The sequence below is a fragment of the Acidimicrobiales bacterium genome (assembly GCA_041394185.1).
Classification (GTDB): domain Bacteria; phylum Actinomycetota; class Acidimicrobiia; order Acidimicrobiales; family Poriferisodalaceae; genus JAAETH01.
The window spans coordinates 1,172,452-1,194,713 of the sequence record JAWKIQ010000001.1 but is presented as its reverse complement, the minus strand read 5'-3'; the positions used below and the strand labels follow the sequence as shown (position 1 = coordinate 1,194,713).

At 65.1% G+C, this 22,262-nt stretch carries 15 protein-coding genes; 6 read left to right on the top strand and 9 right to left on the bottom strand.

What is annotated here, in order from left to right:
- Positions 1 to 13: 13 nt before the first annotated feature.
- The 3 genes from R2770_05585 to R2770_05575 are packed head-to-tail and all read left to right on the top strand — an operon-like array spanning position 14 to position 5,834.
- Entirely contained in the window at positions 14 to 2,461 is a 2,448-nt protein-coding gene (locus tag R2770_05585; protein ID MEZ5279923.1) for a DNA topoisomerase (ATP-hydrolyzing), read from the top strand.
- Positions 2,462 to 4,498, top strand: coding sequence for a DNA topoisomerase IV subunit B (locus tag R2770_05580; GenBank protein MEZ5279922.1), 2,037 nt, complete (start codon positions 2,462 to 2,464; stop codon positions 4,496 to 4,498).
- 13 nt (positions 4,499 to 4,511) lie between these two features.
- A complete protein-coding gene (locus R2770_05575; GenBank protein MEZ5279921.1) occupies positions 4,512 to 5,834 on the top strand; it encodes an alkyl sulfatase dimerization domain-containing protein in 1,323 nt (440 codons plus the stop codon).
- A 17-nt stretch (positions 5,835 to 5,851) separates the two neighbouring features.
- Here the strand turns inward: R2770_05575 and R2770_05570 are convergent, their stop codons facing one another.
- Together R2770_05570 and R2770_05565 are read right to left on the bottom strand one after the other, a co-directional pair.
- Entirely contained in the window at positions 5,852 to 7,180 is a 1,329-nt protein-coding gene (locus R2770_05570) for a hypothetical protein (GenBank protein ID MEZ5279920.1), read from the bottom strand.
- 64 nt (positions 7,181 to 7,244) lie between these two features.
- Positions 7,245 to 8,429 carry an ammonium transporter gene (locus R2770_05565; GenBank protein ID MEZ5279919.1) on the bottom strand — a complete coding sequence of 395 codons (1,185 nt, stop codon included), beginning with the start codon at positions 8,427 to 8,429 and terminating at the stop codon, positions 7,245 to 7,247.
- A gap of 208 nt (positions 8,430 to 8,637) precedes the next feature.
- On the opposite strand from R2770_05565, the gene R2770_05560 reads away from it, so the two are divergent.
- Together R2770_05560 and R2770_05555 are read left to right on the top strand one after the other, a co-directional pair.
- Positions 8,638 to 10,341 carry an OmpA family protein gene (locus tag R2770_05560; GenBank protein ID MEZ5279918.1) on the top strand — a complete coding sequence of 568 codons (1,704 nt, stop codon included), beginning with the start codon at positions 8,638 to 8,640 and terminating at the stop codon, positions 10,339 to 10,341.
- 1 nt (position 10,342) lies between these two features.
- Positions 10,343 to 10,879, top strand: a complete 537-nt coding sequence (locus R2770_05555) for a hypothetical protein (protein MEZ5279917.1) — start codon at positions 10,343 to 10,345, stop codon at positions 10,877 to 10,879.
- A gap of 135 nt (positions 10,880 to 11,014) precedes the next feature.
- Here R2770_05555 and glgB read toward each other — a convergent pair whose 3' ends face one another.
- The gene (gene glgB, locus R2770_05550; GenBank protein MEZ5279916.1) at positions 11,015 to 12,886 is read right to left on the bottom strand and encodes a 1,4-alpha-glucan branching protein GlgB; all 1,872 of its coding nucleotides are present in this window, start codon (positions 12,884 to 12,886) and stop codon (positions 11,015 to 11,017) included.
- A 38-nt stretch (positions 12,887 to 12,924) separates the two neighbouring features.
- Between glgB and glgC the strand changes: the two genes are divergently transcribed.
- Positions 12,925 to 14,199, top strand: coding sequence for a glucose-1-phosphate adenylyltransferase (gene glgC, locus R2770_05545; GenBank protein MEZ5279915.1), 1,275 nt, complete (start codon positions 12,925 to 12,927; stop codon positions 14,197 to 14,199).
- Here the strand turns inward: glgC and R2770_05540 are convergent.
- From R2770_05540 to R2770_05515, 6 genes are all read right to left on the bottom strand, one after another.
- A complete protein-coding gene (locus tag R2770_05540) occupies positions 14,163 to 15,554 on the bottom strand; it encodes a glycogen synthase (GenBank protein ID MEZ5279914.1) in 1,392 nt (463 codons plus the stop codon). The genes glgC and R2770_05540 overlap by 37 nt on opposite strands.
- A gap of 58 nt (positions 15,555 to 15,612) precedes the next feature.
- Complete coding sequence (glgX, locus tag R2770_05535; GenBank protein MEZ5279913.1) at positions 15,613 to 17,796, bottom strand: glycogen debranching protein GlgX; 2,184 nt, start codon at positions 17,794 to 17,796, stop codon at positions 15,613 to 15,615.
- A gap of 85 nt (positions 17,797 to 17,881) precedes the next feature.
- Positions 17,882 to 19,045: an aromatic ring-hydroxylating dioxygenase subunit alpha gene (locus R2770_05530; protein ID MEZ5279912.1), complete on the bottom strand. Its 1,164-nt coding sequence runs from the start codon at positions 19,043 to 19,045 to the stop codon at positions 17,882 to 17,884.
- A 15-nt stretch (positions 19,046 to 19,060) separates the two neighbouring features.
- On the bottom strand, positions 19,061 to 20,065 hold the full coding sequence (locus R2770_05525) for a zinc-binding dehydrogenase (protein MEZ5279911.1): 1,005 nt from the start codon (positions 20,063 to 20,065) through the stop codon (positions 19,061 to 19,063).
- On the bottom strand, positions 20,062 to 21,282 hold the full coding sequence (locus R2770_05520; GenBank protein ID MEZ5279910.1) for a cytochrome P450: 1,221 nt from the start codon (positions 21,280 to 21,282) through the stop codon (positions 20,062 to 20,064). The genes R2770_05525 and R2770_05520 overlap by 4 nt, the downstream gene beginning before the upstream one ends.
- The gene (locus R2770_05515; protein MEZ5279909.1) at positions 21,279 to 22,217 is read right to left on the bottom strand and encodes an NAD(P)-dependent oxidoreductase; all 939 of its coding nucleotides are present in this window, start codon (positions 22,215 to 22,217) and stop codon (positions 21,279 to 21,281) included. Before R2770_05515 ends, R2770_05520 begins: the two co-directional genes overlap by 4 nt.
- Positions 22,218 to 22,262: the final 45 nt, after the last annotated feature.

Below are 22,262 nucleotides of genomic sequence, written 5' to 3'. Positions count from 1 at the left end.
TATCTTGGGACGAATGGCTCGTAAACGAAGCGGACCACAGCTCCCAGACAGCATTGCGCGCGACATCATCGACATCTCGGTCGAGAACGAGATGCGCGACTCGTTCATGCCCTACGCCCTGTCGGTCACCACCGCGCGGGCCATCCCCGACGTACGCGACGGCCTCAAGCCCGTGCAGCGCCGCATCTTGTACGTGATGAACGAGTTGGGGCTGCGGCCCGGCACTCCGTTCCGCAAGTCGGCTACGGTCGTGGGCGAGGTGATGGGCAAGTACCACCCTCACGGAGACAGCGCCATCTATGAGGCGATGGTGCGGATGGGTCAGTCGTTCGCCATGTCGGTGACCCTGGTCGATCCCAAGGGCAACTTCGGCAGCCTCGACGATCCGCCGGCCGCCTACCGCTACACCGAGGCCCGCCTCACCGAGGCGGCGATGACGATGGTCGACGAGATCGACGAGGACACCGTCGAGTTCCACCCCAACTACGACGGCGAACGCGACGAGCCAGAGTGCCTCCCGGCCAAGCTGCCCAACCTGCTGGTGAACGGGGCCAGTGGCATCGCTGTGGGCATGGCCACCAACATCGCCCCTCACAACCTGGCCGAGGTCGTCGACGCTATCAGGCTGGTGCTCACGCAGCGCCGGCCAAAGCCCACCGTCGAAGAGCTGATGGAGCATCTGCCCGGCCCCGACTTCCCCAGCGGCGGCATCCTGGTCGACGATGGTGCGCTGGCCGAGGCATACCGCACGGGCCGCGGGGCGGTGCGCATCCGGGCCCGAGCCGAGATCGAGCCCATCAGCTCGCGCCGGCAGGCCATCGTGGTGACCGAGTTGCCCTACATGGTGGGCCCCGAGCGGGTGCTCGGCAAGGTCCGCGAGCTGGCCAGGGCCGGCCGCCTCGACGGCGTTCACGACATCGAAGACCTCTCCGACCGCAACCACGGGTTGCGGCTCGTCATCGAATGCAAGCCGGGCGTCAACCCTCACGCCCTGTTGGCCAAGCTCTACAAGCTGACCCCGCTGGAGGACACCTTCGGCATCAACAACGTGGCCCTGGTCAACGGTGTGCCCACCACCCTGGGCCTCTACGACATGTGCCTGCACTATGTCGAGCACCGACTCGACGTTGTCGTGCGGCGCACCGAGTTTCGCTTGGCCAAAGCCAAGGCGCGGGCCCACATCGTCGAGGGCCTGCTGATCGCCCTCGACAACATCGAGCTGGTCATCCGCATCATCAGGGGATCGCGCGACGTCCCAGAGGCCAGGCACGAGTTGATGACCCAGCTCAGCCTCAGCGAAATCCAGGCCAACCACATCCTCGACATGCAGCTCAGGCGCCTGACAGCGCTCGAGATCGAGAAGCTGCGCGCAGAACTCGAGGAGCTTCAGCGCCAGATCGACGAGTACGAGAAGATCCTCGCCTCCGACACGCGCCGGCGCACCATCGTGGCCAAGGAGCTCGACGACCTGGTCGAGCGCTTCGCCACCCCACGGCGCACCACCATCGTCCACGCCGACGATGTCGTGGTGCACGTCGACGAGGCCGTTGTCGAAGTCTCGGCCGACGATGACGACGATCTGTTGTGCGCCGTCACCCTGTCGACCTCGGGATCTGTGGGCCGGATGCCGGCGGGCGAGCAGTTCCAGGCCAAGCCAGGCCGCCACGATGTGCTGCAGGCGGTGGTCGAGGCCTCGACCTCGTCGATGGTGTTCGCCTTCACCGATCGTGGTCGCGTGCTGTCGGTCAGGGTGCGAGACATTCCCGAGATGGTCAGGGGCAGCAGGGGAGCGACCGCCACCGAGATGTTCGCCCTGGGCCGAGGCGAACGGTTGGTCGGCCTGGTTTCCGACTCACCGGCGCCGGTGGTTCTGGTCACCCGTGACGGGGTCGCCAAACGGATCGCAGCCGAAACCCTGGCCGGCACCCGCAGTGCCAACCCCGTCATCTCCATGAAAGAGGCCGATCGCCTCGTGGCGGCGTTCCACGCTCCCGACGAAGCCGAGGTCGTCATCGTGGCTTCCGACGGCCAAACCCTTCGTACCGCTGCTTCGGGTATCTCGGTGCAGGGTGCCGCAGCATCGGGCGTGGCGGGCATGAAGCTCAAGTCGGGTGTATCGGTTGTGGGCGCCGGGCTCGTCGAGTTCGGTTCGCTGGTGGTGGTGGTCACCGACGAGGGCACCATCAAGGTCACGGACGTCGCCGAGATACCCTCGAAGGGCCGCGCCACCGGCGGAGTGCGCGTGGTCAGGTTCAAGGGCTTCGAAACCAACGTCGCCTACGCCTGGGTTGGACGCAACCGCCAGCTCGCCGCCATCGTCGCCGACCCGTCCGATATCAAGAAGACCGACCCGACCCCAGTGCCGGTGACACTCGAAGCTACGCGCCGCGACGGCTCGGCCGTCGACTTCGGCCACCGACTCCTGGCTCTGGGCGAGTATCGCCTCGAAGGTGCCATCTAGATGTCTGCATCAAAGAACTACGACGCATCACACATCGAGGTCCTCGAAGGCCTCGAGGCAGTACGCAAGCGGCCGGGCATGTACATCGGCGGCACCGGATCGGGCGGTCTCACCCACCTGTTGTGGGAGATCATCGACAACGGCGTCGACGAAGCAGCGGCCGGCCACTGCGACCTGATAGAGGTCACTTTCCACCCCGATGGCTCATACGAGGTCTCCGACAACGGGCGAGGCATCCCGATCGACGTCAAGAAGCAGGGCAAGGACGGTGAACCGATAACGGCCCTCGAGGTCGTGTTCACCGAGTTGCACGCCGGCGGCAAGTTCGGAAACGGTGCTTACGCCGCATCGGGCGGTCTGCACGGCGTGGGTGCCTCGGTGGTGAACGCGCTGTCCAGCCGCATCGTGGTCGACGTCGACCGTGGGGGCGCCACCCACCGGCTGGCATTCGATCAGAGGGTGGCCGGGCACTTCACCGCCAACGGCGGTTTCAAGCCGTCGCACAAGCTGGCCAAGGTGGGCACCGTGCCCAAGACCCGCACCGGCACCACTGTGAGGTTCTGGCCAGACACCGACATCTTCGACCCAGAGGCCGAGATCAAGTACGAAGAGGCCCGCGAGCGGGTGGCCCAGGTCTGCTTCCTGGTTCCTGGCCTCAAGATCAGGCTGATCGACAAGCGTCGAGGAGCCAGCGGCCGGCCCGAGGAGTTCGTCTCCAAGGGCGGTCTCAGCGACTACGTCGAGTTCTTGTCGACCCCCGCCCCCGCGGTCAACGGCATCGTACGTCTCGAAGGGCACGGCACATTCGTCGAGAAGGTGCCGGTGCAGGGCAAGCTGACCGAGGTCGAGCGTGACTGTGTGGTCGACATCGCTCTGCGCTGGATCGCCAACTACGACACCAACATCGTCAGCTTCGTCAACACCATCCCCACACCGGACGGCGGAACCCACGTTGCGGGCTTCGAGCGGGCGCTCACGTTTGCGGTCAACGACGCCTTGAAGACGGCCGATCCCCGCAAGCTGAAGAAGCTCAAGGACAACGGCAAGGCCCAAAAAGAAGACGTACAAGAAGGCCTGGTCGCGGTGGTCAGGGCCACGGTGCCAGAGCCTCAGTTCCGAGGCCAGACCAAACGCGAGCTCGGCACACCCGACGTTCAAAAGATCGTGTACGAGGTCGCCAAGAACGAGCTCAACGAGTTCTTCTCGGGCAAGCAGCGCGGAACCAAGGCCCAATCCAAGGCCGTGCTCGACAAGGTCACCGAGGCCATCGTCAACCGGGTCAGCACCAAACAGGCCCTCGACACCAGGCGCAAGGCTGCGTCGCTGGGCAACAACGGCATGCCAGACAAGCTCGCCGACTGCCGCATGCACCCCCAGGGCGAGCTGCTGATCGTCGAGGGCGACTCGGCAGCTGGGCCTGCCAAGCGGGCCCGCGATGCCAACTGGCAGGCCGTGCTGCCGTTGCGTGGAAAGGTCGTCAATGCGGGCAAGGGCACGGCCAAGGCAGTGCTCGACAACGCCGAAGCTGCAGCGCTGTTCACCGCCATAGGCGGTGGGTCGGGTCGCGACTTCGATCTGTCAGCCAGCCGCTACGAGCGCCTGGTGTTGTTGGCCGACGCCGATGTCGACGGCAGCCACATTCGCTGCCTGGTTCTAACCCTGGTGTTTCACTACATGAGGCCACTGTTGGAGGCCGGTCGGGTCTACGCTGCTCAGCCGCCGACCCACTCGGTGACCGTCGGTCAGACCAAGACCTACGTCTACAGCGAGGCCGAAAAAGACGCCATGCTGGCCGAGTTGCATGCCAAAGGGCGCAACCCCAAGGTCACCCGCTTCAAGGGTTTGGGCGAGATGGACGACGGCGAGTTGCTCGAAACCACCCTCGATCCCACCACCCGTGTATTGCGGCGCATCACACTCGAAGATGCCAAGGCGGCCGAGCGAGCCTTCACCGTGATGATGGGGGCTTCGGTGGAGCCGAGGCGCGAGTTCATCATCCGGCACAGCCAGGATTATGGCCACGCACTCGATGTCTAGGACCATGTAGGTCATGACTAACGTGCACCCGCTGACATTGGCCGAGGACATCCTCGAGAACGGCCAGGGCGACCGGCCGACAAACCGCATCACCGAGGAGCTCAGCGAGCTGGCCGACGGCGTCTCGCTGATCGAGTCTTTCAGCCACGTCGTCACCCTCGACACACAAGACGGGCTGGTCTGTTTCGACACCAGCGGCAGGCGCAGCGGCAAGGCGGTGGTGTCGGCGCTGCGCGGTTGGTCTTCCAAGCCGGTGCACTCGATCGTCTACACGCACGGCCACGTAGATCACGTGGGTGGCAGCTCGGTATTTGCCGCAGACGCCGCCGACAGGGGACACCCGGCCCACAGGGTGTTGGGGCATCGGGCGCTGAACCCCAGGCTCGACCGCTACGACTACACCAACGGCTACAACCTGGCCATCAACATGCGCCAGTTCGGTGGCGCACCCAAGGGCGAGGGCATGCAGGGCAGCTTCGTGCCCGACGGCACGTTGCGGGTCGACACCGACTACGAGTCGGTGATGATCGACCAGGTCGGTGGGGTCACCTTCGAGCACAACCACGCCATGGGCGAGACCGACGACCATACGTGGACCTGGGTGCCCGAGTACCGCATGATCACCGCAGGCGATCTGTTCTGCTGGATGTTCCCCAACTGCGGCAACCCGCAGAAGGTTCAGCGTTACCCGCTCGAGTGGGCGCAGGCCCTGCGGGCGATGGCGGCCAAGGAACCCGACCTCATCGTGCCCGCTCACGGTCTGCCGATAGCGGGTCGCGACCGCATCGTCTCCAACCTCGACGTGGTGGCGTCTGCGCTCGAGCAGCTGGTGGCCGACGTCGTCGACGCCATGAACACCGGGGCCACCCTCGACGACATCCTGCACACGGTGCGCGTCGACCCGGCCTATGCCGACTCGGTGTTCTTGCGGCCCCAATATGACGAACCCGAGTTCGTCATTCACAACATCTGGCGGCTCTATGGCGGCTGGTGGGACGGCCACCCGGCACGTCTCAAGCCTGCGCCAGACGCAGCCATTGCGGCCGAGGTCGCTGGGCTGGCCGGTGGTCACCAGCCGCTGGTCGACCGAGCGGTGGCGCTTGCCGCCGCCGGCGAGTTTCGGCTGGCCTGCGAGCTGATCGAGTGGGCCGTGCGGGTTGCGCCCGACGACCGCGAGGTTCACGAAGCTCGCATCGAGATCTACCAACAGCGGCGCCGCATCGAGACATCACTGATGGCCAAGGGTGTGTTCCAGACCGAGGTTTCCAACTCGAAGCTGGCGCTGGGCCAACAGGCCGAGGCGCGCTTTCGTATCAACATCGTCACCGACGACTGAGCGTCGGGCCGCTGGTTCTAGTCGACGACCAGGATCTGGTAGATGCCCGGCGATTCGATGTCGGCGGGAATGTTGCCCTCGCCGCCCAGGCCCATGAACAGCTCGTAGGTGCCCGAGGTCAGGCTCGAGATCTGGAAGCGGAACGGCGACCAGACCTCGCCGCCGGCTAGCTCGGTTCGGTAGAAGTACCACGACCGTTCGACGGTGCCGTATGACGCTGTTCCCGAGAACACCACCTCGCGGGCCAAGGCGGTGCCGGGCTCGTCGCCCTCGGCCGGTGCGTTGCGGAAGGCGATCTCGCCCAGGCCGTTCGCCAGTCGGGCCCAACCGCTGATGACCACGACCTCGCCGTCGGCACCCGACTTGGCATCCAGGATCGACTGGCTCGAGATCACCACACCGCCACCGATGCCCGGACCTATTCCCGTGGTGTTCTTCGAGTCGATCACGATTCGGGCCGGCTCAGCGAGGAACGAGACCGTCACAGCAGAGGGCCCCCGGTCGATGATCAGGCGCACGTCGTTGGACGCGTACGACGTCAGGACCACGCCGCCACCTGGCAACTCGAGGTAGTTGAGCTCGCCCGCGTGTTCGGCGTCGTCGAGATCGATGCGCAGGAAGCCGCCAAAGTCGACCACCGCCAAGTCGTCGGGGAATGCCGCCGACAACGATGGTCCGTCTTTGGGTGCCAGCAGCAGCACCGTTCGGGTGCACTCGGCAGAGGTGTGGGTCTCGAGCGCTACCACCCCGTCGGCTGAGCCGTCGGCGGTGCCAGGGCGGTAGGCGAGTGGGGTCTGCGTGGGTTCAGCGGGAAGTTCGGCGCACGTCCGCCTGTCGAACCCGGTGGTCGATATGGCGAAGTCGGCGCTGGTGACCCACCCGGTGCCGTCGGGAGATATGGCCTCGAACCAGGTGTCGCCGCCGGTGCGATTCACCCGGCCTGTCATCGACAGCGACGTTCCCTCGTCGAGTTGTGCGCCTCCGGCATCGCCGGGCTGGGCGGCCAGGAATGTCGTACGCCTGGCGACCAGGGTGCCCACACCGTCGACGCCCGACGAACCCGCCTCTGTGCTGGTGGTGGTGGAGTCGGTTGTGGTTGTGGTCGTTGTTTGGGTGCTGGTGGTGGTTTCGGCCTGGCTGGTGGTGGTCTGGGCCTGGCTGGTGGTTGTCGGGGGTTGCGATGTTGTGGTCGAGGTCGCCTCGATAGTGGCCGTGTCGGCCGGCTCGCCGTTGGATCGCAGAGCGAACGCAATGACCACCACCGGAATCAACAACGTCGCGGCGACGATCAGGGTGCGAACCAATCGTGCCGTTGATGAGCCATCTCTCGAGAACGCGCCTGTCATCGGACCTAGTGTCCCGCGCGGAGCCCCTCGAGGGAAGGCAGACCCGGTGTTAAGTCGCGAACAATCATGTGAAGATGTAGCCCATCTCACCGTGTTCGGACACGTCGAGCCCTTCGGACTCTTCTTCGGAGCTGACTCGAAGGCCCACGGTTGCGTCGAGGATCTTGGCCAGCACGAACGTGACGGCGAACGAGAACACCATCACAACCACCATCGAGATGATCTGATTCAACAGCAGCTCGCCGCCTCCGCCATAGAACAGGCCCTCCAGGAAGTCAGAATCGGGCCCGGCCTCGGCGTTTGCGAACAGTCCGATGAGGGTTCCGCCAACGATGCCGCCGACCAGGTGCACACCGACGACATCGAGTGAGTCATCGAAGCCGAAGCGGATCTTCATTCGTGTGCCGAAGAAGCAAGCGACGCCCGCTGCCAGCCCGAACAAGATCGAGCTGAGTGTGCCCACGAACGTGACGGCCGGGGTGATGGCGACAAGGCCGGCGACGATGCCAGATGCTGCCCCCAGCGACGTGGGTTTGCCGTCGACGATGCTTTCGACGAGCAGCCAGGCGATCATGCCGGCCGAGCCGGCGATGAAGGTCGACAAGAATGCTTGGGCGGCCACACCCGGGTCGCTGGCGCCGCCGGCGTTGAAGCCGAACCAGCCGAACCACAAGATGCCGGCCCCCAGCATCGTCAACACCAGGTTGTGCGGCCGGCCCGTGGCACCCGGGAACCCCCGTCGATTTCCAAGCACCAGAACGAGGGCGAGGGTCGCAACACCCGCGTTGATGTGGATTGCCGTGCCGCCGGCGAAGTCGTGGGCCGGCAGGTCGGCGATCCAGCCGCTGTAGACCCAGAACACCACCGGGCTGTACACGACTATCAACCACACCGGCACGAACACCGCCCACGCCTTGAACTTGAGACGGTCGGCGACACCGCCCGATATCAGCGCAGGCGTGATCACGGCGAAGGTCATTCCGAACGCGATGGCTGCGATGTCGGAATCGGCTACGTCGCCGAGCCCCGCCGCGTCGAGGTTTCCGATCAGGGTGCCGCCGCCCGAGGAAGCCAGGCTGAATCCCACCAGCACCCACACCAACGGCACGATGCCGAGGCAGTACATGTTCATCATCAGCATGTTCAGGATGTTCTTGCGTCTGACCATGCCTCCGTAGAAGAGGGCCAGACCGGGAACCATGAACAACACCATCGCTGCGCAGACGAGCAGCCAGACCGTTTCGGCCATCTGAAGCTCTCCTTTGGAGATCGGCGATGCAGCGAAGGTAGGTCTCTCAACATGACCCGAACCTGAACTCTGATACAGCGATCGAACAGATTCTCGAAACACGCACGACACGAACACGAAACGTTGTGCATCGACTCACATCGCGCACGTTGCGTCATGAGGGTTTGTACGAAACAATCACTGGCTGAACTAGAGGGTGAGGTCGTAGATGTATCTGGTCGGCAAGGTCTGGCCATTCTTGTTGCCGGGATTGCTGCTGGGTGTCGCTTTGGCCTGGCTCGTCTGGCGCCAGAGGCTTCGCCAGGGCATCTGGTGGTGGCTCGCAGGCATCGCCGCCGTTGTGCTGGTTGGGCTCTGGTGGGGCGCTCGCACTGTTGAGAGCGACCTCGAGCAGCGTGCAAACGCCGAACTCGAACAGGCAGGAATCGATGCACGGGTAGTGGACGTCGATGGACAAGATGTCTACGTCTCGGGCGCCGACGCGCAGGCCGCACTGGACTTGCTCGACGGCATGTACGGAACGACGGGCGTGTTCGCGCGCGGTGGTGCAACCACGACCAGCACCACCACGACCAGCGCAACCACGACCACTGGTGTGGCGTCTTCGACGTCGACCTCGGCGCCCGACGTCACGACCACCACCGAACCTGCGCAGACGACAACCACCACCGAAGCTGCGACCACAACCACGACCACCACTCAGGCGCCCGCAGTGGCGACCTTCGATGCGCAGTTCACCGGTACCGACGTCGCAATCGGGGGAGTGGTCCCCGACGAGTCCACCGCCGAGCGTCTCGGTGTGGCCTATGCCAGCCTGGCCGAGGTCGCCGGCGGCCGGCTCACCGACGAGCTGAGCATTGAGGCCAACGCCCAAGGCGGTGGGCAGGAGCTGGTGCAGCTGGCCGCCGACATCGCCCGTTTCCTCGCCTCGGCGACCTCGGCACGGGTCGACCAAGATCTAGACCGAACACTCATCGAGGTCGAGGTCGGCGATGAAGCCGCCGCCCAGGGATTCCTCGAACTCGAGAGCTTCGTGCAGTCTGTTCCCGAGACCGCCGGGGCCATCGAACTGGCGGCCGTGGGAGATGGGGCGGCCGAGCTGATCGAAGCGGCCAGGCGGGGTGACGACGGTGCCCCCGACGTCGCCTTCGACGACAAGGCTGGCAAGCTGGCGGGCGAGGGCGAACGCAGTGTCGAATCACTCGACATTTCATGGGACGCCACCACCGTCACGGTGAGTGGTGTGGTTGTGAGCGATGCGCAACGCAGCGTGCTCGTCGATGGGGTAGTGGCCGCATTCGAGGGCCGAGCGGTGGCAGACGATTTGACGGTCGACAGCCGGCCGCCTGCCCTGGCCGGCTCCGATACCAGGGTCATCGCCATCGTCGACCGCTTGGGCGACCTGTCCGCGGTGGATCAGGGATCGGTCGCACTGCGAGGTTCGCGGCTCAGTATCGACCTGGCAGGCGCCGACGATGCCGCGACCCAAGCAGCACGGTCGTTGTTCGAGTCGGGCCTATACCGGCCGTTCCTGGCCCAGTCCCACTCGGGCGAGGCAATCGCCAGCGGTGGCGGTCTGCTGGGCACGGTGACCTTCCTGACCGACGACTCGGGCGACGACGTAGTCGACCGTGACGAGGTGGCGAGGGTGGCGGCCCTGCTGGGTACGCTGCCAGACGATGGCGACATCTATGTCAGAGGGCACGCAGACAGCCGTGGGTCTTCGGCGTACAACGATCGGCTGGGGCGGGCTCGGGCCGATCTCGTGGCAGGGCTATTGACCCAGGCCGGGGTAGATCCCGAGCGCCTCGTGATTTCGTCGGCAGGTGAGTCTGAACCGGTTGCCTCGAACAGTACGGCGGCCGGCCGTCAGGCCAACCGCCGTGTCGACATCGGCCTGATCGGAGTCTGACATGATTCAACTGATCATCAAGCTCACGATCCTTTTCCTGTTCTCGGTGGGCCTCGGCTACTTGCTGGGCTGGCTGATCCTTCGTATGTCGGCCAAGCCCCAGGCCGATGAGGCTCCAGTCGACGACCCAGAGCCAGTCATAGATCTCACCGAGCCTTCGGCCAGCTCCAGCGGGCCAGCCCAGACCGAAACGGCGCCAGAAATCGCCGCAGAGGTCGATGCCGACGTCGTCGAACCGGTACGACCAGCCATAGTCGATTCGGTCGACGATTCGGTGTTCGCAGCCGTGGCGGGCGTCTCGGTGGCCGCGGCCGGCTCGACCGCCGAAGCCAAGCCCAGGGACGACCTGAAGCAGATCTTCGGGATCGGCCCAAAGCTCGAGAAGCTGCTCAATGACTACGGCATCTTCACCTTCGAACAGCTGGCGGCCCTAGAAGCCCCCGACGTTGCAGAACTGCAGTCGTATCTGACCGAGTTCCCAGATCGCATCGAGCGCGACGACTGGGTTGGTCAGGCCCGTCGCCTCATCGGCGACTGATCCTCCCAGAACGCCGATAATCCTCATTATGTAAAGTAGATCAAAATCCCGTACACCGGTGTTGTGCGGGCGCCTGGCGCCCTGCATACACCGGTGTTCGCTGATGAGAGGTGTTTGTTGACGAGGTGGCCGGTGTCAGCCGGCGGGCCCCAAGAACACCACGCCCAGCGGCGGCAAGGTCAGCTGGATCGACTGCTCGAGACCGTGGGTGCCGATCTGTTCGGCGCTGAAGGTTCCTTCGTTGATCACGCCCGAACCGCCGAACCGGTGGTCGTCGCTGTTCAGCAACTCGACCCACGATCCGGCGCCAGGAACCCCGAACCTGTAACCAGGCCTGGGCACCGGCGTGAAGTTGATCGCAACAACAACCGGAGACGACCCTGGCGATCCGTGTCTGGCGAACACAAGCACCGAGTTGTCGGCGTCGTCGCCGACGATCCACTGGAAGCCCTCGGGTTCGGAGTCGACCTCGTACAGGGCGGGTTGTGAACGGTACAAACCGTTCAGCGCCGAAACCCATGCCTGGACGCCGCCGTGGCCATGGTCGCCCAGAAGGGCCCAGGGGAGTTCCTCCTCGTGGCTCCACTCCCCCGGCACCGCGAACTCGCCACCCATGAACAGCAGCTTCTTGCCCGGGCTGGCCCACTGATACCCATAAAGCGCCCGGAGGCCTGCGAGCTTTTGCCACCGATCGCCCGGCTGGCGCTCGAGAAGTGATCCCTTGCCGTGCACCACCTCGTCGTGCGACAGCGGCAGCACGAAGTTCTCGCTGAACGCGTAGACCAGCCGAAACGTCAGCTCGCCGTGGTGCCAACGCCGATGTACCGGGTCGTGCTGAATGTATTCGAGCGTGTCGTGCATCCAGCCCATGTCCCACTTGAAGCCGAACCCCAGTCCCCCGCTGTCTGTGGGTTTGGACACTCCCGGCCATGCGGTGGATTCCTCGGCCACCGTCAGGGTGTCTGGGTGGTGCAGGTAGATCCGCCGGTTCATCTCCTGGAGGAACGAGATCGCACCCAGGTTCTCGCGCCCTCCGTAGTCGTTTGGGATCCACTCGCCCGCTTTGCGTGAGTAATCCCGATAGAGCATGGAAGCCACCGCGTCGACGCGCAGCCCGTCGGCGTGATAGCGCTCGATCCAGAACCGGCCGCTCGACAGCAGGAAACTGCGCACCTCGTGGCGGTCGTAGTTGAATATCGCCGATTGCCAATCGGGGTGGAACCCCAGGCGCGGGTCGGCGTGTTCGAACAGGTGCGTGCCGTCGAACCTGGCGAGTCCGTGGGCGTCGGTCGGGAAGTGTGAGGGCACCCAGTCGAGCAGCACGCCGTATCCGCGCTGGTGCAAGTGGTCGATCAGGTACATGAGGTCTTGGGGTTGGCCGTATCGCGATGTCGCAGCGAAGTACCCCGTGGTCTGATATCCCCACGACCCGTAGAAGGGGTGTTCCATCACCGGCATCAACTCGACGTGGGTGAACCCGGTTTGGTCCAGATAGTCGGCCAGCTGATGGGCGATAGCCCGATAGCCGCCGGGTTCGTAACGCCACGACCCCAGGTGCAGCTCGTAGATCGAGATCGGCCGATCGTGGGCGTTCACCTGGCCGCGGCGCGCCATCCATTCGGCGTCGTCCCAGCGATAGTCCAACCGCCAGATCTTCGACGCCGTGCCCGGTGGCTCTTCGGCCGCGAAGGCAAATGGGTCGGCCTTGTCGACAGTGTTGCCGGCCCGGTCGGTTACCGCGAACTTGTACGACTGGCCTACCTCGACCCCGTCGATCCGTCCCGACCAGATACCCGAGTCGGAAGGCCACAGCGAGTGTGAACTGTGGTCCCAGCTGTTGAAATCACCGATGACGTGCACGCGGGCGGCGTTAGGAGCCCAGACACGGAAGGTGCACGAACCGCTTTCGTCGAGGTGTGCCCCGAGCAGATACGCCAGCCCGTCGTGCGTGCCTTCGGCGAATCGCCAGAGATCTTCACCCGGAATTTGCGAAGTTGGTGCGCTCATGTCTCGCCTTCGTGAGAGATTTCTGATGCAATCGGAGCATGCTCGATCAAGGAAACCGCCCGAAGGTACTCAGTGTGGTCCTCGCGGGAGGTGAAGGGAAGCGGCTGATGCCCCTGACCGCCGACCGGGCCAAGCCCGCTGTTCCGTTCGGCGGCCACTATCGCCTGATCGACTTTCCCCTGTCGAACCTGGTCAACGGTGGCTTCCGCAAGATCGTCGTGTTGACCCAATACAAGAGCCACAGCCTTGACGTTCACGTGTCTCGTACCTGGCGTCTCGCTGGATTCCTGGGCAACTACGTGACCTCCGTGCCGGCGCAGATGCGCCGCGGACCTCGTTGGTTCTTGGGTTCTGCTGACGCATTGTTCCAGAACATGAACCTCATCGATGACGAAAAGCCCGAGTTCGTGTTCGTATTCGGTGCCGACCACATCTACCGGATCGATCCGCGTCAGATGCTCGATCATCACATGTCGACCGGCGCGGGCGTGACCGTAGCTGCCATCCCGGTGTTGAAGAGCCAGGCAGACCAGTTCGGCGTGATCCAGACCGAGGGCGGCACCCAAATCTCCCAATTTCTGGAAAAGCCGGCCCCCGACACCGTAACGGCCCTGCCCGACCGACCAGACGAAGTTCTGGCCTCGATGGGCAACTATGTGTTCACCACCGAGGCCCTGGTCGAGTTGCTGAACGAGAACAACGCCAGCGACAAGACGGGTCACGACATCGGCGGCGATCTCATTCCGATGATGGTCGACAAGGGCCTGGCCCATGTGTACGACTTCGCCGAGAACGTCATTCCCGGCCAGGCGCGGGGCCGCCACTATTGGCGCGATGTGGGCACCGTCGACAGCTACTTCGAAGCCCACCAGGACCTGCTGGCCGAGTTCCCCGAGTTCGACCTGTACAACGAGGACTGGCCCATCTACACCCTGGCGCGTCAGAGCCCGCCGGCGAAGATGATCACCGACTCTCGCTTTGGGTCCTCGACCGTGCAGAGGTCGTTGCTGAGCAATGGTGTGGTCGTGTCGGGCGGCACGGTGCTGAACTCGGTGCTGTCGCCAGGCGTGCGGGTGCGGGGCGGAGCCTTCGTGGAAGATTCGGTGCTGCTCGATGGTGTGGTCGTTGGCGAAGGCGCACACGTGCGCAACGCGGTTCTCGACAAGAACGTCATCGTTCCTCCCGGTGCCAGCGTCGGCGACAATCCCGACCTCGATCGACTCCGCTACACCGTTTCGCCCGGTGGGGTGACCGTGATCAAGAAGGGTCAGATCGCCTACCTGGGCGACGAGATGCCTGACAGCTCTTCGTAGATGTCGATGTGACGCCTGGCAGGGCCGGACCACGACCAGTCGTGGGTCATCGCCCTGCGCTGAATTGCCGCCCTGCGCCCGGCGTGGCGCTGGGCCCTGACAGCTCGGTGCAGGGCATCGACCAGGCCTGCGGTGTCGACCGAAGCGGTGACGAAGCCGGTGCCCTCTGCGCGGTCTGCATCGGCGTCGATGACGGTGTCGTGGAGACCGCCGACGTCGGTTACCACCGGAATGGTGCCGTAGGCCATGGCCTGCATCTGGGCCAGGCCACACGGCTCGAACCGGCTGGGCATCACAAAAAGGTCTGCACCGGCGAAGATCTTGTGCGCCAGCTGTTCGTCGTAGCCCTCGTGGAAAAAGACCTGGTCGGGGCTCATGCGGGCCGCTTCGGCCAGGGTCCAGGCCAGGTGGGCCGAGCCGCTGCCCAACACGAACAGCCTCGCGGGCATTGCCTCGAGGAATCGCAGCGAATCGGCCACGATGTCGATGCCCTTTTGTTCGACCAGCCGGGTGACCATGCCCACGACCGGTGCCGTTGAGGGGCTCCAGCCGGCCAGCTCTAGCAGCTCGGCTCTGCAGGCCTGCTTGCCCTCGGTGCGGGTGTCGTCGTAGTTCTCGGCGATGTGAGGGTCGGTCGAAGGGTTCCACATCGAGGTGTCGATGCCGTTTCGGATGCCGACCAGCCGGTCGCCAAGTGCCTGCAAGCGTCCTTCAAGTCCCATGCCGGGGCCGGGCACGAGGATCTCGCGCGCGTAGTTGGGGCTGACCGCCACCACCCGGTCGGCCAGTGCCACGCCCCCGGCCAGGGGGTTGCACGCACCGAACCACTCGAACCGATGGGCACCTCGGACCAGCACTTTCATCCAGCCGGCGTCCATGGTGCCCTGATAGCCCAGGGTGTGGATGGTCAGCACGCTGGGCGTCTGGACGTGAACGAACCCCAGTGTGGCCGCGGTGTGCCAGTCGTTCAGGTGCAACACGTCGGGTTTCTGCTGGTCGTTCAGTGCGGCCACCGTGGCCGAGAACGCCATGAAACGCCGGTCGTTGTCGTGCCAGCCCTCGCCGTGTTGGTCGGTATAGGGGTGAGGACGGTCCATGCCCGGCACGTGAACCAGCGTCAGATCGCCGAGCACTTCGTGCAGGCCGCTGCGAACCGAGCACGGCCCCACCCATTCGGGCACGGCGACGTCGATGTGCTGCTGGTGCGAGAGCTCGGCGCCGCTGTAGTCGGGCATCACGATGGTCACATCGACACCCTGCTCACGCAGCGACTTGACCAGCCCGGCTGCGGCTTCAGCGAGACCGCCCACCCGGGCCAGCGGGGCCATTTCAGAGGTTGCGAACAAGACGCGCATGGCTACTCCCCTGTCGGCTGGACGTGACTTGATGGACCGGACATCGCTGGGTCGAAAATCAGGAGTGGTCGGTGTTCTTCAACACAATGGTGCCCCACGGGCCGACCGTAATGCGGTCATCGTCGCTGACGTGGTGCCCGACGGGGTGCCCGTCGGCGGTGTCGATCTCGACGGTCCACGGTCGTGGGCCCAGCTCGGGTGGGATCGCGAAGTCCAGCGCCTCGCCGTGGGCGTTGAACATCATCATGAAGTCGTCGTCGACGATTCGCTCGCCCCGACGACCCCGCCTGGTGATCGACTTGCCGTTCATGAACACGGTCAGTGCGCTGGCGTAGCCCACGGCCCAGTCGTCGCTGGTCATTTCGCTGCCGTCTGGCTGGTACCAGCCCATGTCGACGGCGTCGTCGCCGTGGATGTGGCGACCCTCGAACCAGCGTCGGCGCCGGAATATCGGGTGCCGCCGGCGCATGGCAATCAGATGGGTGGTGAACTCGATCAGGTCTCGGTCGGCTGTGGCCCAGTCGATCCACGACAGGGTCGAGTCCTGGCAGTAGGCGTTGTTGTTGCCGTGTTGGGTGCGACCCATCTCGTCGCCCGCCAGCAACATCGGCACGCCCTGCGACAGCAGCAACGTCGTCAGCAGCGAGCGGGTGCGGGTGCGGCGAATGCGCTTGACCTTCGGGTCGTTGGTGGGTCCTTCTACGCCCGAGTTCCACGACCGGTTGTGCGACTCGCCGTCGCGGTTGTTCTCGCCGTTGGCCTCGTTGTGTTTTTCGTTGTAGGCGACCAGGTCAGCCAGTGTGAACCCGTCGTGGGCGGTTACGAAGTTGATGCTGGCCGACGGAACCCGCCCCGACCACGCGTACAGGTCGGAGCTTCCGGTGAGCCGCGACGCGAAGTCGGCGAGGGTTTCGTCGGCGCCGCGCCAAAAGTCGCGCACACCGTCGCGGAACTTGGCGTTCCACTCGCTCCACAGCGGTGGGAAGTTGCCGACCTGATAGCCGCCGGGGCCGACGTCCCAGGGTTCGGCGATGAGCTTGACCTGGTTCACCACCGGGTCCTGGTGAATCAGGTCGAAGAACGAGCTGAGCCGGTCGACGTCGTGCAGGCCTCTGGCCAGCGTCGACGCCAGGTCGAACCTGAACCCGTCGACGTGCATCTCGAGAATCCAGTAGCGCAGGCTGTCCATCATCAGCTGCAGGGTCTGGCTGTGGCGCATGTCGAGGCTGTTGCCCGTGCCGGTGAAGTCGACGTAATAGCGCGGTTGTTCGGGGTTGAGCCGATAGTAGGCCCCGTTGTCGAAGCCCTTCAGCGACAGCATCGGACCCAGATGATTGCCCTCGGCGGTGTGGTTGTAGACCACGTCGAGGATCACTTCTATCCCCGCACGGTGGAACGCCTTGACCATCTGTTTGAACTCGGTGACCTGACCGCCCGAGTCGCCGGCCGCCGAATAGGCGCCGTGTGGGGCCAGGAACGCCAGGGTGTTGTAACCCCAGTAGTTGCGAAGGCCACGATCGACCAGGAAGTGATCGTCGACGAACTGGTGAACCGGCATCAGCTCGACTGCGGTGACCCCGAGGTTCACGAGGTGTTCGATGATGGGTTCGCTGGCCATGCCCGCATAGGTTCCCCTGAGCCCCGGGGGAACGTCTGGGTGCGCCATGGTCATGCCGCGCACGTGGGCTTCGTACACGACCGTCTGGTGCAGCGGATAACCCAGCTGAGTATCGCCTTCCCAGTCGAACTCTTCGTGGACGACTACCGAATGGGGCATGAACGGCAGGCTGTCGTCGGTGTTCATCCGGTCTGGTTCGACAGCGTCGGACGCGTAGACCGCCTCGTTCCAGGTGACTGTGCCCGACACGGCCTTGGCGTATGGATCGACCAGGAACTTGTGGGGGTTGCACAACAACCCCTGGGCCGGGCTCCAGGGCCCGTGTACCCGAAACCCGTAGCGCTGCCCCGGCATCACACCGGGCAGATAGCCATGATGCACGAATGCGGTCGTTTCGGGCAGCGGGACGCGCCGCTCGGATCCGTCGGTGTCGATCAGGCACAGGTCGACGACGTCGGCCACCTCGGAGTAGACGGCGAAGTTGGTTCCTTCGCCGTCGAAAGTGGCCCCCAGCGGGTACATCGAGCCGGGCCACGCGACCGAACGGTCGCGCCGCGCGACGGCGTCGTCGGGTGCGGTGGCCCCTGCTGGCTCGCGTGGAGTCGAATCGTCGATCTGGGTCATGGGTTCGCTCAGGTTAGACCGCGCTGATTCGGTGCGCAGCGACCTGAATAATCCTGTCGGTCGGTTACGCCGGCCGCGAGAGGAGTTACGCGACTTGCTCGGCGATTGCGTCGGCCAGAGCCTGGTGGAACAGGCCCAACGCGGGCTCGTTGGCCCCCAGGCGCAGCTTGTCTATGGCGCCAGAGGCCATTCCCCGCTGAGCGCTTTCCATGGCCGCGAAGTCCTCACCGATGACCGTGTCGATGGTGAGTTGCCAGTTCTTCTCCCAGTGCCGCTCTGACGACTCGGTGGCCGGTTGGTCGGGAATATAGAAGTCGAGGTCGACGATGCAGCGACCCGGATCGTCGCGGTCGGGGGTGACCCGCCAGGTTTCGATGTGGTCGATCTGCATGACGAACACGGTGTTCGGGAACATCACGTACACCATCGCCGTGTGGGGCACCAGGTCCCAGTCTGCGGGGTCCTGAGTGGCCATCTCGGCGAAGGTCTTGCGGGGCAGAACCTCGCGCACGTGCGGGCCGCTGCGGTGGGCGACGCACAGGTTGGCGACGAAGTAGGGGCCAACCGTTTGCTTGTGCAGCGCTGCGAAGTGGTACGGCTCGAGGAACGTGTCGATCACCAGCTTCCAGTTCATGGCCAGGTCGAAGCGGTGGGTGCGCCAGTAGCGGTGCCCGGCTATGTCGTAGTCGACGATGTCGTCTGCGAATGCTGCCATGTCGGTTCGCTCGAGGGCCGCGGCGTCGAACGCGGGGGCGCCAGGGCGCGGGTCGGCCCAGATGACCCCATCGCGTTCGACCACCGGAACTGGTGCCAGCCCCTCCGAGCCGGGGCATACGTCGGGGAACGCTCCGGCGTCGGGTACGCCGACCAGTGTCGTGGCCGAGTCGTATGTCCATGCGTGGTACGGGCACGTGTGGCGGCGGGCCTGGCCCCTGCCCGGGGCCACCACCTGGGCGCCACGGTGGGTGCACACGTTGGCCGCAGCATGCACCTGTCCGTGGGCGTCTCGGGTCAACAGCAACGGCACGTCGTATTGATCGCGCGTCACGAACGTGTTGGGCCCGGGCAGGTCTGGCGACAGCGCCACCACCTGCGGGCCCCGGAACAGGGTGTCCAACTCGAGCTGAAGGTGGGCACGGTCGGTGTAGTGAGAGGCGGGAGTTTCGTGAGGGCTGGTACGCCACGAACCACCCTCGTCGAGGTATCTGAGAACCTCGGCTACCAGTGGCTGAGCATTCGAGTTACGCATTGATCCTGTTCTGGCTCAAGAGAAGCGGACCGACACCTTGAGGGCGCCGGCGTCGACGGGCTCGTGGGCCATGTGCATGGCCTCGTCGATCTGTTCTACGTCGTACACATGGCTCAACAGTGGGGCCACGTCGATCTGTCGGTCAGCGATGAGGTCGAGCGCCTCGGCGAACGAAGCGGCTTTGGGTTCGTCTTGGGCTCCGTACACGCTGGCGGCCTTCAGACGCTTTCGGAAGAACCGGTTGAAGTCCATCTGGATGGGAGCGTCGTTGGAAGGCAGGCCGAACCACATCAGCTCGCCGTCGACTCGGGGCAACTCGACCGACGACAGGAACGTCTCGGATCGCCCCACCGCCTCGACGGCGTAGTCGACGCCACGGCCCCCGGTGAGGTCGGCTACGGCCTCGCCGAGCGAGTCGGTGCTTGCGTTGACGGTTACGTCGGCACCGTATTTGGCGGCCAGCGCCAGGCGGGCGTCGCTGAGATCGGACACGATCACCTTTTCGGCGCCGGCCCTTTTCAGCAGGTAGGTCCAGAACAGGCCTGCGCTGCCCTGGCCGACCACGGCCACGGTTTCGCCCGTGACATCGCGAGGGAACCGTTTGCGGGCCCACACCACCGTGCCCAACTGTTGGGCCATCAGCAGCTCGGTTCTGGCCACGTCGGTGTCGGGCAGCGCCATGCAGTACTTGGCGCCCACCCGTTGGTACTGGTTGAAGCACTCGCCCTGGAATGGGTTGGGAAACGTCAGAACGTGGGTGCCCGGCTCGAGGCCCTGGGCCTTGCTCTCGACGATCGTGCCTATGCCCTCGTGGCCGGGATAGCCGTGCGGGCACGGCGTTGGGTGGCTCACACCGGCGCCCATCATCACGATGTGCAGGTCGCTGCCACAGATCGATGCCATCTCGCTGCGAACCAGCACCTGCCCGTCGGAGATGGGAGGCACCGGAATTTCTTCGCAGATCATGCGGCCGACCTCGAGCATGCGGGTGGCCTTCATGGTTTCGGTCAAGTTCGTCACTCCCCGATCGGAATGGGCGTCACCGCGAACCTGCGCAGCCCCCAAAGTCTGTTGTTGGGCATCCACTCGAGGTCGCCGGCGGCCTCGAAGCCCGAATAGCGGTCGAGCAGCGCCTCCAGGGCCACCTTCATCTCCAGGCGCGCCAGGTTGGCGCCGAGGCAGAAGTGTATTCCCCACCCAAATCCGAGGTGGGGGTTGGGCGAGCGTCCGACGTCGAACTCGAACGGGCGATCGAACACCGTTTCGTCGCGGTTTGCCGACATCTCCCAGAACGTCACCTTGTCGCCGGCCCGGATGTTTGTTCCCGCCAACTCGACGTCGCGGCTGGCGGTGCGACGCTTGTAGATCGATGGGGTGGCCCAGCGAACCATCTCTTCGATGGCGGTGGGAATCAACGATCGGTCGTCGCGCAGGCGCTGGTACTGATCTGGGTACTCACAAAAGGCATGGATGGCCGACGCCAGGGCGCTTCGGGTGGTGTCGGCGCCTGCGGGGAACAACAACCCGAAGAAGGCCTCCAGCTCGCGGTCTGTCAGCTGCGAGCCGTCTTCGAGTTGGGCATGGACGATCGTCGACATGATCGCCCCGTCGGGGTTGGCCCGCTTGTCGGCGATCAGACCGGTCGCATACTGGCGCAGTTTGGCGCTGGCCTCTGCTGAGACGATCGAAGGCCCCGCATCCTCGATGCCCGCGTCTAGCCAGTCGACCAGGGCGGCCCGGTCGGGTTCGGGAACCCCCAGAACGATGCATATCGCCTGCGATGGCAGCTCGCGGGTGAAGTCGTGAACCGCGTCGAAGGTGTCGCCGCCGATGGCGTCGAGCAGGCGGCCTGTGATTTCGGCGAGCTCGCCCTCCAGGTCGGAGATCGCACGGGCGGTGAAACCCCGGTTCACCAGAGAACGCAGGCGGTGGTGCTGGTCGCCGTCGGTCATGTTCAGCATGCGCCCGGCCGCGCTCTCGTCGCGAATACCGGTGCCTCCGCGCTCGCGGATGCCGCCGCGATCAGACGAGAACGTCGTTGCGTCCATCTGCACGGCCTTCACGTCGGCGTGACGGCTGACCACCCAGAAGCCCTCGCCATCGGGTGTGGCCTGGGTGGGCTCGTGCCAATGCACCGGATCGTGTTGGCGCAGCCAGCCGAAGAAGGCATGGGGAAAGCCGGCCCGGAAGGTCTCGTGATCTGACAGATCGACCTGTTCGATGGTGTCGGTGTTCACGACCGCGGCCTCCTCTTCAGGGGCGGCACTTGCAGGTCGCCCGCCTTCAGCTCGAGCTGCTTGAGCGTTGCGTGGAACACCTCTGAGCCGAAGCCCGAGTCGACAGCGTCGCGGTACAGGTCAGCGGCCGCTGCGGTGACCGGCAGATCGAGCCCGGCTTCGGTGGCGGCGCTGCGAGCCAGCGCAATGTCTTTTGCGGCGATGTCGAGCCGGAAGATGACGTCGTCGAAGCGCCTGCTCAACAGGAGCGGCGCCAGCTTGGAGTAGGGCGCTGCCGAGCTGATCGAGATGACCTCGTGGGCGTCTGCGGGATCCATGCCCAGGGCGGCGGCCAGCGCGTATGCCTCCTGCACGATGGTGGCTCCGGCCAGGAACAGCTGGTTGTTGACGATTTTGGCGATGGTTCCCGAACCGCTGGGTCCCACGTGGACAACCGATTCGCCACCGCTGCCGAACGCGGCCAACACGGGGGCGGCGGCCTCGAACTCTTCGTCGCTGGCACCGACCAGAACAGCGAGTGTGCCTTCGCGCGCCTTGGCCACACCGCCGGACACGGGCGCATCGACGAACGCCGTTCCGGCTTGAGCGCAGGCCGATCGCAGGGAGGCCACCATCTGCGGCGAATTTGTCGAGACGTCGATCACCACGGCGGGCAGCGGGGATGCCGACAGGACGCCTTGGGCTCCGGCGACCGCCTGTTGCACCTCGGTGGGTCCCGGCAACGACAGGACCACCGCGTCGGCGCCTGCCGCGGCCTCGGCGACGGAGCCGGCGATGGCAGCGCCCGCAGCCGCCAGATCGCTGGTGGCTTCGGCGAACTGGTCGTAGGCAACCACACGATGCCCGGCCGCGATCATGTTGAGACCGATCGGTGAGCCCATCGTGCCCGTGCCGATCATGGCGATGGTCAGCGGCTTGGCAGTCGAGGTTTGCACTCCAATATGGTCGCAGGAACACCGCCCCGATATGGAATCGAGCAC

What these genes read in the sequence shown, in the direction of transcription:
- R2770_05585 (MEZ5279923.1), top strand. Translation starts at nt 14, where the DNA reads ATGGCTCGTAAACGAAGCGGACCACAGCTCCCAGACAGCATTGCGCGC.
- R2770_05580 (MEZ5279922.1), top strand. Translation starts at nt 2,462, where the DNA reads ATGTCTGCATCAAAGAACTACGACGCATCACACATCGAGGTCCTCGAA.
- R2770_05575 (MEZ5279921.1), top strand. Translation starts at nt 4,512, where the DNA reads ATGACTAACGTGCACCCGCTGACATTGGCCGAGGACATCCTCGAGAAC.
- R2770_05570 (MEZ5279920.1), bottom strand. Translation starts at nt 7,180, where the DNA reads ATGACAGGCGCGTTCTCGAGAGATGGCTCATCAACGGCACGATTGGTT.
- R2770_05565 (MEZ5279919.1), bottom strand. Translation starts at nt 8,429, where the DNA reads ATGGCCGAAACGGTCTGGCTGCTCGTCTGCGCAGCGATGGTGTTGTTC.
- R2770_05560 (MEZ5279918.1), top strand. Translation starts at nt 8,638, where the DNA reads ATGTATCTGGTCGGCAAGGTCTGGCCATTCTTGTTGCCGGGATTGCTG.
- R2770_05555 (MEZ5279917.1), top strand. Translation starts at nt 10,343, where the DNA reads ATGATTCAACTGATCATCAAGCTCACGATCCTTTTCCTGTTCTCGGTG.
- glgB (MEZ5279916.1), bottom strand. Translation starts at nt 12,886, where the DNA reads ATGAGCGCACCAACTTCGCAAATTCCGGGTGAAGATCTCTGGCGATTC.
- glgC (MEZ5279915.1), top strand. Translation starts at nt 12,925, where the DNA reads ATGCTCGATCAAGGAAACCGCCCGAAGGTACTCAGTGTGGTCCTCGCG.
- R2770_05540 (MEZ5279914.1), bottom strand. Translation starts at nt 15,554, where the DNA reads ATGCGCGTCTTGTTCGCAACCTCTGAAATGGCCCCGCTGGCCCGGGTG.
- glgX (MEZ5279913.1), bottom strand. Translation starts at nt 17,796, where the DNA reads ATGACCCAGATCGACGATTCGACTCCACGCGAGCCAGCAGGGGCCACC.
- R2770_05530 (MEZ5279912.1), bottom strand. Translation starts at nt 19,045, where the DNA reads ATGCGTAACTCGAATGCTCAGCCACTGGTAGCCGAGGTTCTCAGATAC.